Genomic DNA, 16472 nt, shown 5'->3' on the forward strand with positions numbered 1-16472 from the left:
AGAGACGGATGCGCATCTGCCCATCTGTCTTCTCATATCTGAAAGGAGCTTCATCATGTCAAAACGTGTTGCACTTGTCGCTGGTGCCTCCCGGGGTGCCGGTCGTGGCATCGCTTATGCTTTAGGTGACGCCGAAATGATCGTCTACGTCACGGGACGAAGTACGAACGAACAGACGACGGACAATCGAAGCGAGACGATCGAGGAGACAGCTGCTGGTGTCACGGCATGCGGCGGACTTGGCATCCCTGTCGTTTGTGACCATACGACTCAAACGGACATCGACCGTCTGATTCAGCAGATCCAGCACCGACATGGTCGAATCGACCTCCTCGTCAATTGTGTGTTCGGTGGTTCGGAAAGCCACTTGCCGTCTGGAACCGGTCGACGGTTTTGGGAGCGACCACTGGAACATTGGGACGCGATGATGTCTGCCGGACCGAAAGCGTACGTGTGGACGATTCGCGCTGCGATGCCGTTACTACTACAGAGTCCAGCTGCGCTCGTCGTCAATCTGACGTCATTCGCTCCAGATCAAATGGCCGGAAATCTCTATTATGATTTAGCGATGCAAACCATCAATCGAATGACGCACGTCATGGCGCATGAGTTATATCAAACGAATATCTCCGTCATTGCGCTCTGCCCTGGTTTCATGCGGACGGAACGAGTCGTTGATGCCGGATTCGCGAGTGCCGCGACTGAATCGACGACTTATATCGGACGCGCTGTTGCAGCGCTGTTGGCGGATGACGACGTTAGCCGTTACTCTGGGCAAGCGGTCTTTGTTGCAGACCTTGCGAAGACGTATCAATTTACGGATCAGGACGGGACGCAGCCGTTACCGTTTTAAGATATACATTAGAGGAGCGTGAACTATGTGTCCTGAAGACAACCAATTGATTTCGATTGCCTTATCAAGATTTGGGATTTCGTATGATTCTGCTAATGATCGTTCAGTCTCTTTATCGACTTTTGGAATTCATGGTGACAGACATTATCGAATAACCTGTGATGATAACGTTTATTCCTTACGCCTTCTTGCGGATGACCGATATAGATCTGAGACACACCTTGCCTCTGCATCAGATTTGAATCAGCAATTACTCGTAACTGATAGGATGCGTGAACATGGACTTCCCTTCATGAAACGCGTCCAACCGACAACTGACTCAAGTACATTTTCAACAATTCAAGATGATACTGGTCGAGAGTGGCACTGTGTCCTTTTTGATTGGATAGACGGCACACATGTTACTGCACAAACCAACTCATCAGCGTCAAAAATTGGTGCGTTGCTTAGGCAGCTACATGATATACCGGTCGATTTACAATTTTCATTTCCTGTCGTCGATCATACCGTCGCCTACCGAAAATGGCTTCATGATTTATCAAAAGAGGACACTACCATCGCTTCAATAGATCAACAAAATTTAAGTAATTATCTTGATCTCGTCCAGTTTCATATCTATCAAGCACAACGCAGGTCGAAGAACGATCTGTCACCTGTTTTATCAACAGACCTCAATCCACTAAATATTTTATGGAAGAACGATCATATCGTCGGAATCGTTGATCACGAACATATTAGTTACTCTGATCGTATACAAGATCTCGCATGGATCCTTAAATGGTATGCACGGAATGAAGGGATTCATTCTTTTAACGTGTCTCCTGAACTAGCGCAAACGATTTTAGAAAACTATGACATGAAGTGTTTTAATCACGATGATTTTGTTCGACTTGAATCCTTACTCTGGCTTTCTGGCTGTTTCAATTTCCATTTCGTTCAACAAACATTCAAGCTTTTATCTGATTCTATCGTTTCAAGCGAGGAATTGAGCAATCATCTAGAACGTTATCGTCAAAGAGGAAAAGCTCTCATCTCACTATTAGCTAGATGAACCATGTTATTTCCGTTCTGGCCGTGCTGAATCAAAGACTTCTTTCGCATCAAAGAACGGATCGAGTACACTCGTCTTTCCAGCAACAGCTTGACGTAATCGAATTCCGTCCACGTTGATCCGAGCTTGGCGGAAGTAGTCGGGACCAACTTGTTTCCACGCATGTTGACTCGCATCAACATTAAAGAAATAGCGGAACCCACTATCAATGAGCAAACGATATTTCTCACCCGAATAATCGTGCCAATCTCCAACGTCACTGCCGTACGGATAAATCAGTTGCGTTGTTTTTCCGATCAATGGTTCTACGTCCTGTTTATAGCGTTTTAAATCGGCACGGATCGTAGGAACTGACTCTTTTCCGACCCAAATATGTCCGTACGTATGACTCGCGAACTGCCAGCCGTCATTGTTTAATGCGACGGCGGTCTGCTTCGCTTGTTTTCGTGCCGTTTCGACCTTTTCATTGTGCCCGTATTGATTATAAGAAGAACGATACCCGAGCACTCCGTTATAGCCTGTGATGCCGAGTAACCCTTTCGCGCCTTTATACGAAAAGTCAGGATGAGACTGTACGAACGCATCGACGATTGGTACGAGATCATAGGCACCATCGGGCTTTCCGACCATCGTATTGACGATTTTGCCGTCCTTCACTTTTAAATTCTTCGCAAATCCATCCCCTTCCATGTATTCGTAATAATTGACGTCATCCTGCGACAGCACGAGTGGCTGTTTTCCTTTTGGTAAACGAATCGGTGTCTCAACGATTTTGCCTTGTACGTCTTTTGCTAAATCAGTCGGTCGGACGAGTACGTAGCCTTTTTTGTATAAGGCGTCTAATATCCGTTCGAATTCCTGTTGCGTCACCATATAATCATCGTACCCTGCTTCCTTCCGGTCGTCATCGAATGCTTGTTTTGGATCAGCAATCAAAGAATGGAAAAAGAGGTGTGGGACCGGTTTTGCTACAGTGACAAGCGACTGCTTCGCCTGTTCATATTCTTCCGTCTTCTGGATTGTCTCTTTTGTCCGAAGAGGCTTTAACACCTTGATCGCTCGGTCATAATCGTACTGGGCAGCGTAGTGCTCGGCACGCTGCATCGCTTTTTCTATGTATTCCTGTTGCGAAGCTTGTCTTTTTTGTTCGGTTTCTCGTGGTTTTTCCGACCTTTTCTCAACGACTTCTTTTTCCCCACATCCACTTAGTAGAAGGCTCAGCGCCACACCACCAATGATCCATTTACGTTTCATGACTTTCGACTCCTTCATTAACTTTGACGTTTTCATTTCCATTTATTTTAACTATTCCCGATTATTCAGTCGATTAACTACTTTTCTAAGTCATTCCGTTTCGTTATGACTGCCCATCCAAAGCGGAACTTCCGCTTATTCGTCTTAAGGTGTTTAATGAAGGACGTAATGAAATTCACGGAGGTGCAATAACATGATTGAAAAGAACTTAATTAATGGTGAATGGTATGACACAACAGAAACAATTCCGGTCTACGACCCAGCAACAAAAACGTTGCTCGGACATGTTCCAGCAAGCTCAGCGGAAGACGCGCAACGTTCTGTTGACGCAGCGAGCGAGGCATTTGTTAAGTGGTCAAACGAAACAGCAGATACACGAGCGAACTTGGTTGACGCGTGGTACCGCTTGATCAACGAACACCGCGAGGAACTCGCCCGCATCATGACAACGGAACAAGGGAAACCGTACGTCGAAGCGCTCGGCGAAGTCGATTACGGTAATCAATACGTCCGGTGGTACGCTGAAGAAGCACGTCGGATTTACGGTGAAACGATTCCTGCTTCTGTTCCTGGGAAACGACTCTTCGTCGAAAAAGAACCAGTCGGTGTCGTCGCAGCGATCACACCATGGAACTTCCCGGCAGCGATGATCACACGTAAACTCGCACCGGCTCTTGCAGCAGGTTGTACAATTGTCCTTAAACCGTCAGAAGAGACACCGTTTACAGCACTTCGCCTCGTTGAACTAGCAGAAGAAGCAGGTATCCCTAAAGGTGTCATCAACGTCTTAACAGGTGACGCTGCAACGATCAGTGGTGTTTGGCAAACCGATTCCCGTGTTCGCAAAATCACGTTCACAGGTTCAACAGCCGTTGGAAAATTGATCATGCGTCAAGCAGCCGATACGATGAAAAAACTATCACTTGAACTCGGTGGACATGCACCATTCATCGTCACAGAAAATGCGGATCTCGACAAAGCCGTTGAAGGCGCGATGCGCTCGAAATTCCGCAACGGTGGTCAAGCCTGTGTCGCGACGAACCGTTTCTATGTGCAAGCATCGGTCCTTGACGAGTTTACGGAAAAATTCACAACTGCCGTCAAACAATTGCAAGTCGGTAACGGCATGGACGCTGACTCGACAGTTGGTCCATTGATCAACGCAAAAGCTGTCGCAAAAGTCAAAGCGCACATCGATGACGCTGTCGCAAAAGGCGCAACAATTCTGACAGGTGGTACGATTGACGAATCAGTCGGTCATTTCGTTACACCAACGGTACTTGCGAATGTCACAGAAGACATGCTCTGCATGCAGGAAGAAACGTTTGGTCCGCTCGCACCGATCTCTGTTTTTGAGACACTCGATGAAGTTATCGAACGGGCAAACAACACACCATACGGACTTGCAGCTTACGCGTTCTCAGAACGCATCGATGAAGCGTTGCTGCTCGGAAAACGACTCGAATACGGAATCGTCGGTCTAAACGATGGTGCACCATCTGCTGCACAAGCTCCATTTGGTGGTTATAAAGAGAGTGGTCTTGGCCGTGAAGGTGGCGTCTACGGCATCGAAGATTATCTCGAAGTCAAATACTTGTCACTCGGTTAATCGATTTAGCGACGCGTTTGAAACGAACTATCTCTACTCATAGGTCACCCCTCATTTCTTGCGTGAAATGAGGGGGTTTTTGTATGGCTCATGCTTGCATACTATTTTTAAGGTATGATTGAATTCAAACGATTTTAGGAAAAGGAGCGGTTGAAGAGTGGATGTCATCACCTTTGGGCAGAAAGAAAATAATCAATGCTACATAACAAGACCGGCTGTCTACGCTGTAATGTTCGATCGTCAGTTAGACAAAATAGCTGTCATTCAAAAAAGTGACGGCAAATCCTTTCTGCCGGGCGGAGGAATCGAGGCACACGAGACACACGACGATTGCCTCAGAAGAGAAGTCCTAGAAGAAACGGGAATGGAGGTCGAAATCAATGATTTCATCGGACAGGCAAGTCAATATTTCTATTCGCAAAATGAAACGACGTATTACTTAAATGAAGGGTATTTTTATCATTGTCATGCTGGACAAAACATACATGACCCAATCGAAGACGATCATCATCTAATATGGATTGATCCCCTTTCTGCGATAGAAGGATTATTCCACGCACATCAACGCTGGGCAGTCCAAAAAACGCTAAAATCAATTTAAATCGAAACAAAAGGTGCACGATTCTCTTCAGAGAAAACGTACACCTACTTTATTGCTTACTATCCTTTTTGAAAACAAACAACCTAGTCGTTATTCCACGTATTCATAGAGAACGACGCTCTCGATATAGTGAATAAAGCGGCGTAATTCCTTCTCCTCCTCGTTCGAGAGATCCCCTTCTTTCGACATATTGGCGATTTCAAGACGCTGGACTTCGATTGCTTTCAGACAGAGCTCTTCCTTCTGTTGATCGACGTCCTTGCCACCGATTGGTGACGACCACCGCGTATGTTTGAAGCGAAGTCGTTTATAGAACTCGAGCACACTTTGAACGACGTCTGGTGGGTACGATGAGCGGCAATTCTCGAGACGTTCGATCACTGTGCCCATTACCTTTTCATACAGTTCGTGCTCGACTTGCGTCATTTGAATCAACGCATCAGACGACATATTCGATCGTTTCCGTTTCCACCACAATTTACGGATCGGCTGGACGATTTGGAAGCGCGAATCCTTGCCGATTGCTTTGCGACGATTTTCAATCGAGCGGAAGACATCCTTTTTCAGCAGATCCGGCACCTTGTGCTCAGCGACGAAACGTTTTGATTCTTCCTTTTCCCACTGGACGGCTTCAAGACGAAGTGCTTTTAATTGATTATTGAATTGATCGAGTTCTTCTTGACTTTTTTCTTGCGCTCGCAGCAACCGAAGCATCACGTGGTACTCATTGAGTAAATCAAACGCAACGACCGCATTGTCTTCGTCCGTCACTTGTTTGATTTCTGAAATCGCACGACGAATCATCCGCTGTTTCTGTGCGTTTAAGTCGAGTGCAATTGGTGTTGCCGCCTCACCACGGTTCAAGACCGGTAAGAGAATGGTCGCAAGAACGAGCGTGTAGATGATGACACCCGCCGCAAGGAAAATGATTAGCGAACGTTCCGGGAAAGCTTCGCCAGACTCCGTCAAAAATGGTAACGACAAGACCCCGACCATCGTGATCGTTCCGCGAACACCAACCAGTGTTGTAATCAAATCTTGTTTAAAGGACGGTCGACGGTGATCCCGATCTTCTTTTTTGAAGAACCGATGATCAAACCAGTTGAAAAACATCGTCCAAACGAGACGAATCGCGAGAATGAACGAACCAATCTCGATGACATACAACATCAGACGCCAGTTGTTGATGGCATCATCTGCAAAGATTTCGCGTGTTGCTTCAGGTAATGTTAAACCGAGCAACAAGAAAATGATCCCGTTCAATGTATAAGCGATCATCGTCCAAATATTATCTGTCAACGTTTGCTCTTGTGCAAAGAACGTTTCTGTTCGCTCTTTAATCAAGGCGTGTAAGATACCACCTGTAACGACGGCAATGACGCCTGATGCATGAAATCCTTCTTCGGCAACGAAGAAGATGATAAATGGTGTCAGAATTTGGAGTAAAGCGTAGAAGACGACATCTTCAATACCCGCTCGACGCAAGCGTACCTTAAGAAAGTTCATTGCGAGTGAAATTATTAATCCGATCAACGCTCCGACGAAGAACATATAAAAGAATTCTGTCGTCGCACTCTGAATTGAGAAATAACCTGTTACGACAGCAGCAACTGCGTAACTAAACGCAACTAATCCCGATGCATCATTGATCAGCGATTCTCCACGAACAAGTGTTAAAATCTGTTCTGGAATCTGGACACGTTTTGCAATCCCGTTGACAGCAATCGGATCCGTCGGCGATAAAATTGCGGCTAAGGCAAAGGCAGCAGCCACTGGAATGACCGGAATCAACCAGTTGATGAAGTATCCTCCGACGATTGTCGTCAACAAGACGAGAATGATTGCATTTCCGAAGATTGCTGTTCGCATCCTCCATAAATCTTCACGCGGGAAGTGTGAACTATCGTTGTAAAGTAACGGAGCAATGAATAACAGGAGGAACCACTCCGATTCAACCTCGATCGTCAAGCCACTCATCAAGAGCGCAGCGACCGTTCCGGCGATGATTTGAATCAAGGCCGTTGGGATGAAGCGGATGTAATGTCCGATGACTTGTGTCAGTAAAATGAGCGCAAGCATCAATAAAATAAGTGATAGTGTTTCCATGGAAGACCCCTTCCTCTATTGTTTCTTTCTACCTATATCCTAACATAGTTTTTTTAACGATCCTGTCCGAACGCCTTATCGGACCGTTGCACAGCAATCATTTCTTCTGCTTGACGAATCAATTGTTCCCGGAGTTCCTGTGGTTCTATGACTCGAACGTCTGAACCAAGCCGCATCAATTGGCGTCCTAGAAACGACAGTTCAGTCACCGGAATCTGCCACGTCCGTTCAAATTGCGTCGGTAAAATCCCTTCTAGCAATCGCTCACCTAAAGATGATAATTCCAGTTTCACCGTCGTCATCGGTACGTCCGTCAAGTTCTGTTCTAAATCAGAAAAGGTCAAATCGTTCGCTGGCAACTCATGAAGCGATACGTTTAGAACTCGATCGACACGGAACTGACGAAATCCACGGTCTGTCCGTCCATAAAAATACCAACGATTATGTTCGAACGATAAGCCGATTGGATCCACTACGATCGACTTTTGACCTGTTGTCGTCTCATACAGAATATTCCCCATCCGTCCGCTCTCTAACAGGTCCAGTAACGCTGGATTTTGCGGTGACGGTGGTGTATCGATCGCTTGAAAGCGAAAACGCGTTTGCCACCTTGCAATTTGTTGTTCCGTCATTGTTGGTAACTCATTCGCATAGCGTTCAGCGACATCCTGTCGAATTGTACCGAACGGAAAATCGGGAATCTGCCCGACCCATTCGAGTAGGATGAACAAGACGATCGTCTCTTCATCCGTCAAGACGAGCGGCGGCATGTTCCGATGTGGCAGCATCCGGTACCCGCCCGCCACACCCGGTTCACTATAGATCGGATAACCATTGGCTGCAAGCACCGTCATGTCTCGTTGAATCGTCCGGATCGACACGTCGAACTCTTCAGCCAGTATTCGGGCGGAAAGGCGTTCTCCTCGATTTAAATAACGGACTAGACGCCATTGTCTCGTATTCATACATTTCCTCCTTAAATGACGACATCTTTTGTCGTCATTATACGCTAAGATGAAGTCACACGATGCAAAAGGAGGAATTATCATGTCTCAACCTACGACTGTACTTTATATCGCTTGCAGTCTCGACGGAAAAATCGCTCGCCTAGACGGTTCACTCGATTGGCTCTTTGCTGTTGCTGGAGATGGTGATAATGGATACCAAGCGTTTTACGATCAAGTCGGAGCTGTTATTATGGGTCGAAAAACATATGATGAAGTCCTTCAACTCAGTGAGACGTATCCGTACACGGATATTCCGAGCTATATCTATAGTCGAACGCAACGAACGTCCGAATCCGTAACCTTCACCGATGAACCGCTCGATCAATTACTCGAGCGAATCACACCAAAAATTGATGGAAAAGTTTGGCTCGTCGGTGGCGGCGAATTGATTCAAGAAGCGCTACGTTTACAGTGTGTCAGTTCAATCGAACTCGCGATTGCCCCTGTCATTATTGGAACGGGTATCCCATTATTTCCAGAAGGAACCGTTGAGACGAAACTTCGCTTGAAGGAGAGTCGTCAATCGGGACAATTCCTGATGGCGACATATGATGTCTTGACTTAAACAAAACAACAGCCAGTTCGAGAAATCCGAACTGGCTGTTCGTTTACATCGTCTTATGCATTTTTCTTTGCCTTTTTCTCTTTCGGTTCCGTCCATTTGAAGATTTTGTTCATGACGTTGTAAATCCGTTTTGATTCCTTCGTCATTAATGGTCCGAGGATCGCGAGAATTAAAACATACAGTGCCGAGAATGGTGACAAGATGTCCATCAATCCACCGGCGATTCCGAGATTCGCGACGATGATCGAGAACTCCCCACGCGAGACGATCGTTAAGCCGATGTTTGAAGATGCTTTATGCGATAATCCGGCTTTACGGCCCGCAATCATTCCCGCGACATAGTTTCCGATGATCGTGATAACGACGGCACCGAGCGCGAGCCAGACCGCGTCAAGAAGCATCGTCGGATCGATACTCAATCCGAAACTAAAGAAGAAGATCGCACCGAAGAAATCACGGAATGGTACGACAAGATGTTCGATGCGCTCCCCTTGATCGGTTTCTGAGAAAACAAGACCGAGTAACAATGCTCCGATTGCTTCTGCGACATGGATTGTTTCTGAAAAACCAGCGATGAAGAACAGTGCGGCAAAGACGACAATGATGAATACTTCATCTGAAGCGATTTTTAGCATCTTATTCAAAAGTGGTGTTGCTTTCCGAGCAACGATGAAGAACAGCAACATATAGCCGAGGGCGATCAAAATTGAAGTAAGTGACGCGAGCAATGTCGTACCACCACCGAGAAGCAGTCCTGATAAGACCGACAAGTAGACCGCGAGGAAGATATCTTCAAACATGATGATTCCAAGAATGAGCTCCGTCTCCGTGTTGCCGGTCCGGCGAAGATCAACGAGAACTTTTGCAACGATCGCACTCGAAGAAATCGTGATAATTCCGGCGATGACGAGGACTTCATAGAGAGGGAATCCGGCGATGAATCCATACAACAGACCACCGGTAAAGTTAATCGATAAATAAATCGTTCCGCTCGTAACAATCGATTTTCCAGACCGGATCAACTTACCGATCGAGAATTCGAGACCGAGATAGAATAAGAGGAACAGGACGCCAATTCGCCCGAGGAAGCTGATGAATTCAGCACTTTCAATGAACTTGAAGTCTAGTATCCCGATTGTCGGAGCGTGCGGTCCAACAATCATCCCGAGGATGATCAGAAACGGGATGATCGAGAAATTGAGTCTGTTCGCGAGCACTGCCGCGATCGCCACTAAGATAAGCGCGGTACCGACTTCAAATATGAGATGATCCATATATTATCCGCCTCCTTCGATTGAGAATAATTCTTTCGTGATGTGACGGATGTTTTGACGTTCGCCTGACAGGACAATCGTATCACCAGATTCAAGACGCGTATCTGGTCCCGGATTCAGCGATTTCGAACGGTCATGCTTTAAAACTGCAATGATCGAGATGTCATATTGGTTGCGGACATCGAGCTCTCCGATTGTCCGATTGTTGACTTTTGAATCTTGACCGACTTTGAACCACTCGATGACGAGATCATCAAATGCTAATTCAATCTTTTCAAGATCCTTCGGCTTATAGGATAATCCTCCGAGAATTCCTGCCATCTGACGAGCTTCTGCGTCATTAAATGTCACGCTCGAGATGCTCTCATCAAAATCGTCGTCATCATAATGATGCATCTCCCGGCGTCCGTCGTCGTGGACGATGACGACCACCTTATCTCCTCGTGTTGTGATGCCTTCGAACTTACGTCCGATTCCTGGTAAGTCTACTTCGCGCATATCCATCTGTTAGTTCCTCCTTTTTTTGATTTTACAAATGATGATTCGCTTTGTGGATGAGTGTCTTGAATGTCTCATCACTCAATATATCTTGAAGGTCATGCAGCTGTTTCAAATCCGCTTTCGCCATTATGACAAACCCGTCCTCCTCAATGAATGCCACGCGATCTCCTTCCTCCACTTGCAAGGCCTGCCGAATTTTTTTAGGGATGGTGATCTGTCCTTTTGACGTTAACTTTGATAGCTCCATCACGAACTTCCTTCTTTCTGTGTTTTTCTTGTATTCCTTACTTCCTTACTTTTCTTATTTCCAATATAACATAGTTCTAAACTTATTCCGAGTGTTTTGCTTTGAATTAAAAAATTCTTTTGCACTCGTTTTGAATGCAAAAGAATCATTTGTACCTATTCACTTATTATTTTTGGTTTAATTAACTCTTCAACGATTTTTGTTAATCGTTCTTTATAGTCTTCAATTTCATATACATGTTTTATTTTATTTCGAACATTTGGTTCATCTCGAAGAGTGATGTACTTATTGTTTACAGAGTTTAAATGAAGGCGACAAATCCATTTCCTATTACTATCATCAATAAGAATATTGAAATAACTAGCATTATCACGATAAAAAATTCTATTTTTATCAATTGCAGTTCCTAATAAAACTTTCACTGTAGCATATCCTTCAATTTCTTCTTGTGTAGTTTCAATTGATCTAGGAATTGGAATATCATCTTGAATCTCAGTTGTTTCTTGAATCTCAATATTTTTTTCAATCGGTTCTAATGTCGATTCTTGTTCACCCGAGATAACATTTTTAAGCTTTTCATTTAAACTTTCATTTATAAATTGGTTAAAAGCTTTTTGAACTATAGGTCTGAATTTGTCAATTACTGCTTGGGTTTTAATTCCTTGATACGAATCATGTATCAACATTTTTATAAAATCATCGCTTGGAATTTCTAAAATGCTTTTCAATTGATCCTTTATAGCATTTAAATATTTTAATTCTTCAGCAGTAGAAAGAATTGTATCAACATTAAATTCTTGTTTTTTAAACTTTTGAAGTTCTTTTATATCACTATCTTTTATAGATGATAATTTAATCTCAAAAAATGGAACTGAATCCATGACATTAGGCGTTTCTAAATCTGTATAAAATCTATAAACATCTCCATTAGTTAGTATCGCAAATTTTGCATTTGTCGTGCCGAAATATCTAAATAATTGAGAATCATGTTTTGTTAAACGTTCTTTTATAGATTTTGCTTCAATAAGGATTGTTGGCTTTCCATGATCCATAATTGCATAATCTACTTTTTCTCCCTTTTTAATACCAACATCCGCGATATATTCTGGTGTGAACTCTGCAGGATTAAAGACATCATATCCAAGCATTTGAAAAAAGGGCATAATTAGAGCAGTTTTGGTTGCTTCTTCAGTAGAGATTGAATCTTTCAATTGATAAATTCTTTGAGAGATATTTCGAATTTCTAATGCGAAGTTTTCCATTTTTTCACTCCTCATAAATGTTAGTTGTATTAATTATACACTATTATAAATAGTTATCCTTTTAAAAAATAAAATAACCATTATTTTCTTCTAATATAATCGTCTCTTATAATCGCATAAATCTTTAAATCCCAGAAACGCTCTTTAACAAATAAAGCACTTCGCGAGACCCCTTCGAACGTCATGCCGATCTTTTCCATGACACGAGCGGATCCGTCGTTCGCAACAAAACAACGGGCTTGAATGCGCTCGAGTCCAAGTGTTTCAAAACCGTACTGCAAAAGACGCGCTGCTGCTTCCGGCATCAAACCCTTCCCCCAGTACTCGCGCGACAGCGCATAGCCGAGCTCAGCTTGCTGTTGCTCAAACGAGACTTTGATGAAATCAATCGTTCCGATGACTCGTCCGCTCGTTTTGTCTTCGATCGCCCAAGGTGCCGGATTTCCTTGCTCGTATTGTCGAAGGATATGTTTGACGAATTGCTCGGAATCCGCAAGTGTCTTGTGGGCATGCCAACTGACATACCGCGCCGTCTCCTCATCTTTTGTATAGGCATAGATATCTGTTGCATCTTCTATGCGAACCGGACGTAAGCGGAGTCGCTCCGTTTCGAGTACGGGTAATGCCTGATATAAATCAATCGTTGATAACATAATTGAACCCTTCTTCCCTTGATTTTTTCCAAGTATACCCACTCTTCAGAAAAAAGTATAGAGATATACGAAAACGTTATCAGAATTTTCTGGTATACTATTGGAAAATGATGTAAGAAAGGGTGCTGTCATGTCTTCTCGGGAACGAACACTCTTGAGCGCGCTCGGTATTTCACAGTTTGGTGATTTCATTTATCTCGTTGCGATCAACGTTTACATCTATCGCTTGACCGGCTCAGCGTCAGCCGTCGCTGCGCTTTGGATCATCAGTCCGGTCGTCTCTCTCGTCATCAAGTCGGTTGCAGGTAGCTGGGTCGACCGCTCCGACTTACGTCGTCTGTTGATTCAGACCGATTTATTGCGTGCTTTTTTAATCGGTATCATGCCATTTATACCCTTATCGCTGCTTTACATCGACTTGATTGCCTTAGCCATCGTCAAAGCGGTCGTCGAACCCGCTACCTTAACCTACATCACGACGCTTGTTCCGAAAGACGACCGGACATCGTTTAATGCCTATCGTAGTCTGATCACATCTGGCGCCTTTTTGATTGGTCCGGCTCTCGCTGGTGGACTCTTATATGTCGCTTCTGCCGACATTGCGATTTGGCTCAATGCTGTCTCGTTTCTTGTATCAGCTGTTCTGTTAATGCAGCTGCCGCGTTTTTCCGCTTTGGTTGAACGAGGGATGCAGCTACAAGACGTCCTGTCCGATTGGCGGCTCGTCTATCAGTTCAGTAAAGACGCGCGTTATGTGAGTGTTCTTTATCTGCTTGCAATGACGATGATGATCGCGACACTTGCGCTTGATACACAGGAAGTCGTCTTTTTACAACGAAGCATCGGTTTATCAGAAACCGACTACGGTTTGTTGATGAGTTTGACAGGGATCGGTTCCGTTACCGGTAGCTGGTTCGTCGCCCGTTATGCCAAAACGCTCTCCGTTCGGACGATGCTGACGATCGGCTATGCGTTTGTCGCTATCGGTTATTTGCTATATGCAAGTGCAAATTCGTTTTCGATCGTCTGCACTGGTTTTTTGTTGCTTGGTTGTTTCCACGCATTCGCAGGTACCGGTTTTCTGACCTTCCAACAGACGAACATTCCGCTTCACTTGATGGGACGATTTACGAGTCTGTACGGTGTCGGTGTCAGTCTGCTACAAATTATAGCGATTGTCAGTATCGGTCTACTCGGTGATATTTGGTCGATTCGCTCCAGTACACTCCTATTCGCTAGCTTGCTCGTTTTATTGACGATCTGTTTTCTCGGAATGGTTCTCCTCCCGAGAAAACAACGGTATTTCACAACGGAAGAAGTCAAAGAAGAACAACATGCTTAAAAACAGGGAACCCGTCAACGCGGTGTTCCCTGTTTGAGTTGCTGTTCGAATTGCTCTTTCATCACTTCTGCATGTGCGAGCAATGGAAAGGTTCTGTCTTTCATTTGCTCCTGCAGTCGTTTTGCTTCCGCCCAAGCAAGCGTATATTCCGTGTGTGAGACGTGATCCTGTTTTCGCGCTGCTTCTAGTTCATCCGCGTCGACTAATACGACTTGTCCTGATGGCAAAGCGATCAGATCGAGAAATAGATCGTCCCAGTAGACACGACCGTTCTCGATCCCCGTACGAAGACAAATATCGACATAGGTCTGAACTAACTGACCAGAAGCATCAAACATCGAGGTCACGGCATGATGAGCATCCTTTGGAAATTGTTGTACCCAGACGTAACCATCATCAGCGATTCGAATCGTTTCGTCACCATAACGGACATCTAATGGTGAAACGACTTCAATCAGCTGAAGGAGCGTCACCTGCCCTTGAAACACTTCATTCTCGACCTGTTCTTGAACATAGTGTCGCTGTGCGATGCGACCCCAGTCACGTCGATCGGCATATCGTTTTTTGATCATATACCTATCCCCCGTTTTTCTCTAGTGTGCCATACCCCTCTTCTTTTTCATTCTAATCCTTTTAAAAAAGAGGCAACGGATTTTTCCGTCGCCTCGCTTCATCATTATTACTTTGCTGTTTCTGAACTGTTTAATTCAGCACCGTTCGTCTCGATGACGTGACGATACCAGTCAAACGAATCCTTTTTCATTCGTTCCATCGATCCGTTCCCTTCGTTATCTCGGTCGACGTAAATCATACCGTAGCGTTTTTTCATCTCCCCTGTCGTAAAGGAGACGATATCGATGACGCCCCACGGCGTATATCCAATCAGTTCAACTCCATCTTCAAGGACCGCTGCTTTGAACGCTTCGATGTGCGCACGCAAGTAATCAATTCGCGCCGTATCATGAATCTGACCATCCTCGATCGTATCGATCGCACCAAAGCCGTTCTCGACGATGAACAATGGAATCTGGTACCGATCATATAGACGATTCATCGCATAACGGAGACCAACTGGATCAATCGCCCAGCCCCAGTCACTCGACTGGATGTACGGATTCTCAACGCCTTTTGCGAGACCCCCGTTGACGATGTTGCCCGTGTTATTGACGACAGCATCGTGTTTGACAGTCGTCGACATATAGTAACTGAATCCGAGATAATCGACAGTTCCATTGCGTAAGATTTCGGCATCACCGTCTAAGATCGGAATATTATACCCTTCCCGTTTGAATTCATTCAACGCATAGGACGGATAATAGCCGCGAACTTGAACGTCCGGGAAGAAGTAGCGCTGACGCATCGATGTCTCAGCAAGTAAAATATCTTCCGGGTGCGATGAGTACGGATAGATGGGTACGTGCGAAACCATCGCTCCAATCTCAAAGTCTGGGTTGATTGCTTTTCCTTTGGCAACGGCAAGCGCACTTGCAAGTAACTCATGGTGACCAGTTTGATACATGACTTCCATCGCGTTTTCTTCTGGATCGAGTAAGACACCAGAATTCGTCCAGAGGAATAATGGATTGCTAACATCCATCTTGTTGTTGATTTCGTTGAACGTCATCCAGTATTTAACCTTGTCTTTATAGCGCGTAAAACAGACTTCTGCGAATTTCTCAAAGAACAGTGCCACTTTCCGGTTACGGAATCCACCATATTCACGAGCGAGGTGGAGTGGCATCTCAAAATGCGACAGCGTGATGATCGGTTCGATGCCGTGTTTGAGCAGTTCATCGAAGACGTCATCATAGAACTGGAGCCCTTCTTCGTTTGGTTCCGCTTCGTCTCCGTTTGGGAAAATCCGACTCCAACCGATTGACGTCCGGAGACACTTCAGTCCCATTTCAGCGAACAGCGCGATATCCTCTTTATAACGATGATAAAAATCAATCGCCTCGTGGTTCGGATAGAATTCATTCTCCTCTACCTGATCCGTGATACGTCGTGCGACGCCGTGTGCTCCTGCCGTCAATACATCAACGACGCTCGGTCCTTTTCCACCAGCGTTCCAGCCACCCTCGAATTGATGCGCTGCTAGCGCACCGCCCCATAAGAAATCATTTGGTAATGTCTTCATCTTCATGTCC

The 16472-nt window shown here is 45.0% G+C and carries 16 protein-coding genes; 6 read left to right on the top strand and 10 right to left on the bottom strand.

Annotated features, from left to right (window positions below; translation table 11 throughout):
• Positions 1-55: 55 nt before the first annotated feature.
• Both K6T22_RS09115 and K6T22_RS09120 read left to right on the top strand, forming a co-directional pair.
• Complete coding sequence (locus K6T22_RS09115) at positions 56-853, top strand: SDR family NAD(P)-dependent oxidoreductase (protein WP_238236481.1); 798 nt, start codon at positions 56-58, stop codon at positions 851-853.
• A 25-nt stretch (positions 854-878) separates the two neighbouring features.
• The gene (locus tag K6T22_RS09120) at positions 879-1904 is read left to right on the top strand and encodes a phosphotransferase enzyme family protein (RefSeq protein WP_238236483.1); all 1026 of its coding nucleotides are present in this window, start codon (positions 879-881) and stop codon (positions 1902-1904) included.
• A gap of 6 nt (positions 1905-1910) precedes the next feature.
• Here K6T22_RS09120 and K6T22_RS09125 read toward each other — a convergent pair whose 3' ends face one another.
• Positions 1911-3158: a polysaccharide deacetylase family protein gene (locus tag K6T22_RS09125; RefSeq protein WP_238236488.1), complete on the bottom strand. Its 1248-nt coding sequence runs from the start codon at positions 3156-3158 to the stop codon at positions 1911-1913.
• A 193-nt stretch (positions 3159-3351) separates the two neighbouring features.
• On the opposite strand from K6T22_RS09125, the gene K6T22_RS09130 reads away from it, so the two are divergent.
• Positions 3352-4767 carry an NAD-dependent succinate-semialdehyde dehydrogenase gene (locus K6T22_RS09130; protein ID WP_238236489.1) on the top strand — a complete coding sequence of 472 codons (1416 nt, stop codon included), beginning with the start codon at positions 3352-3354 and terminating at the stop codon, positions 4765-4767.
• 157 nt (positions 4768-4924) lie between these two features.
• Positions 4925-5368, top strand: a complete 444-nt coding sequence (locus K6T22_RS09135; protein WP_238236492.1) for an NUDIX hydrolase — start codon at positions 4925-4927, stop codon at positions 5366-5368.
• A 90-nt stretch (positions 5369-5458) separates the two neighbouring features.
• Here the strand turns inward: K6T22_RS09135 and K6T22_RS09140 are convergent, their stop codons facing one another.
• Together K6T22_RS09140 and K6T22_RS09145 are read right to left on the bottom strand one after the other, a co-directional pair.
• A complete protein-coding gene (locus K6T22_RS09140; RefSeq protein ID WP_238236493.1) occupies positions 5459-7474 on the bottom strand; it encodes a Na+/H+ antiporter in 2016 nt (671 codons plus the stop codon).
• Positions 7475-7527: 53 nt separating this feature from the next.
• Positions 7528-8439, bottom strand: coding sequence for a helix-turn-helix transcriptional regulator (locus K6T22_RS09145; protein ID WP_238236501.1), 912 nt, complete (start codon positions 8437-8439; stop codon positions 7528-7530).
• An 82-nt stretch (positions 8440-8521) separates the two neighbouring features.
• Between K6T22_RS09145 and K6T22_RS09150 the strand changes: the two genes are divergently transcribed.
• Positions 8522-9046, top strand: coding sequence for a dihydrofolate reductase family protein (locus tag K6T22_RS09150; protein WP_238236502.1), 525 nt, complete (start codon positions 8522-8524; stop codon positions 9044-9046).
• Between the two features lie 53 nt (positions 9047-9099).
• Here the strand turns inward: K6T22_RS09150 and K6T22_RS09155 are convergent, their stop codons facing one another.
• The 5 genes from K6T22_RS09155 to K6T22_RS09175 all read right to left on the bottom strand — a co-directional run bounded on the left by K6T22_RS09155 (position 9100) and on the right by K6T22_RS09175 (position 12983).
• The gene (locus K6T22_RS09155; RefSeq protein ID WP_238236503.1) at positions 9100-10320 is read right to left on the bottom strand and encodes a cation:proton antiporter; all 1221 of its coding nucleotides are present in this window, start codon (positions 10318-10320) and stop codon (positions 9100-9102) included.
• A 3-nt stretch (positions 10321-10323) separates the two neighbouring features.
• Positions 10324-10824: a cation:proton antiporter regulatory subunit gene (locus tag K6T22_RS09160; protein WP_238236504.1), complete on the bottom strand. Its 501-nt coding sequence runs from the start codon at positions 10822-10824 to the stop codon at positions 10324-10326.
• Between the two features lie 25 nt (positions 10825-10849).
• Positions 10850-11068, bottom strand: a complete 219-nt coding sequence (locus K6T22_RS09165; protein WP_023468485.1) for an AbrB/MazE/SpoVT family DNA-binding domain-containing protein — start codon at positions 11066-11068, stop codon at positions 10850-10852.
• A 155-nt stretch (positions 11069-11223) separates the two neighbouring features.
• Positions 11224-12330: a type I restriction endonuclease gene (locus K6T22_RS09170; RefSeq protein WP_238236506.1), complete on the bottom strand. Its 1107-nt coding sequence runs from the start codon at positions 12328-12330 to the stop codon at positions 11224-11226.
• Positions 12331-12410: 80 nt separating this feature from the next.
• Entirely contained in the window at positions 12411-12983 is a 573-nt protein-coding gene (locus K6T22_RS09175; protein ID WP_238236508.1) for a GNAT family N-acetyltransferase, read from the bottom strand.
• A gap of 130 nt (positions 12984-13113) precedes the next feature.
• Here K6T22_RS09175 and K6T22_RS09180 point away from each other — a divergent pair, with 130 nt between their 5' ends.
• Positions 13114-14325: an MFS transporter gene (locus tag K6T22_RS09180; protein WP_238236509.1), complete on the top strand. Its 1212-nt coding sequence runs from the start codon at positions 13114-13116 to the stop codon at positions 14323-14325.
• A 14-nt stretch (positions 14326-14339) separates the two neighbouring features.
• Here the strand turns inward: K6T22_RS09180 and K6T22_RS09185 are convergent, their stop codons facing one another.
• A complete protein-coding gene (locus K6T22_RS09185) occupies positions 14340-14897 on the bottom strand; it encodes a ribonuclease FAU-1 family protein (RefSeq protein WP_238236511.1) in 558 nt (185 codons plus the stop codon).
• 107 nt (positions 14898-15004) lie between these two features.
• Entirely contained in the window at positions 15005-16462 is a 1458-nt protein-coding gene (gene bglA / locus K6T22_RS09190; protein WP_238236516.1) for a 6-phospho-beta-glucosidase BglA, read from the bottom strand.
• Positions 16463-16472 lie beyond the last annotated feature (10 nt).

This window comes from Exiguobacterium acetylicum (assembly GCF_022170825.1).
GTDB lineage: Bacteria > Bacillota > Bacilli > Exiguobacteriales > Exiguobacteriaceae > Exiguobacterium_A > Exiguobacterium_A acetylicum_B.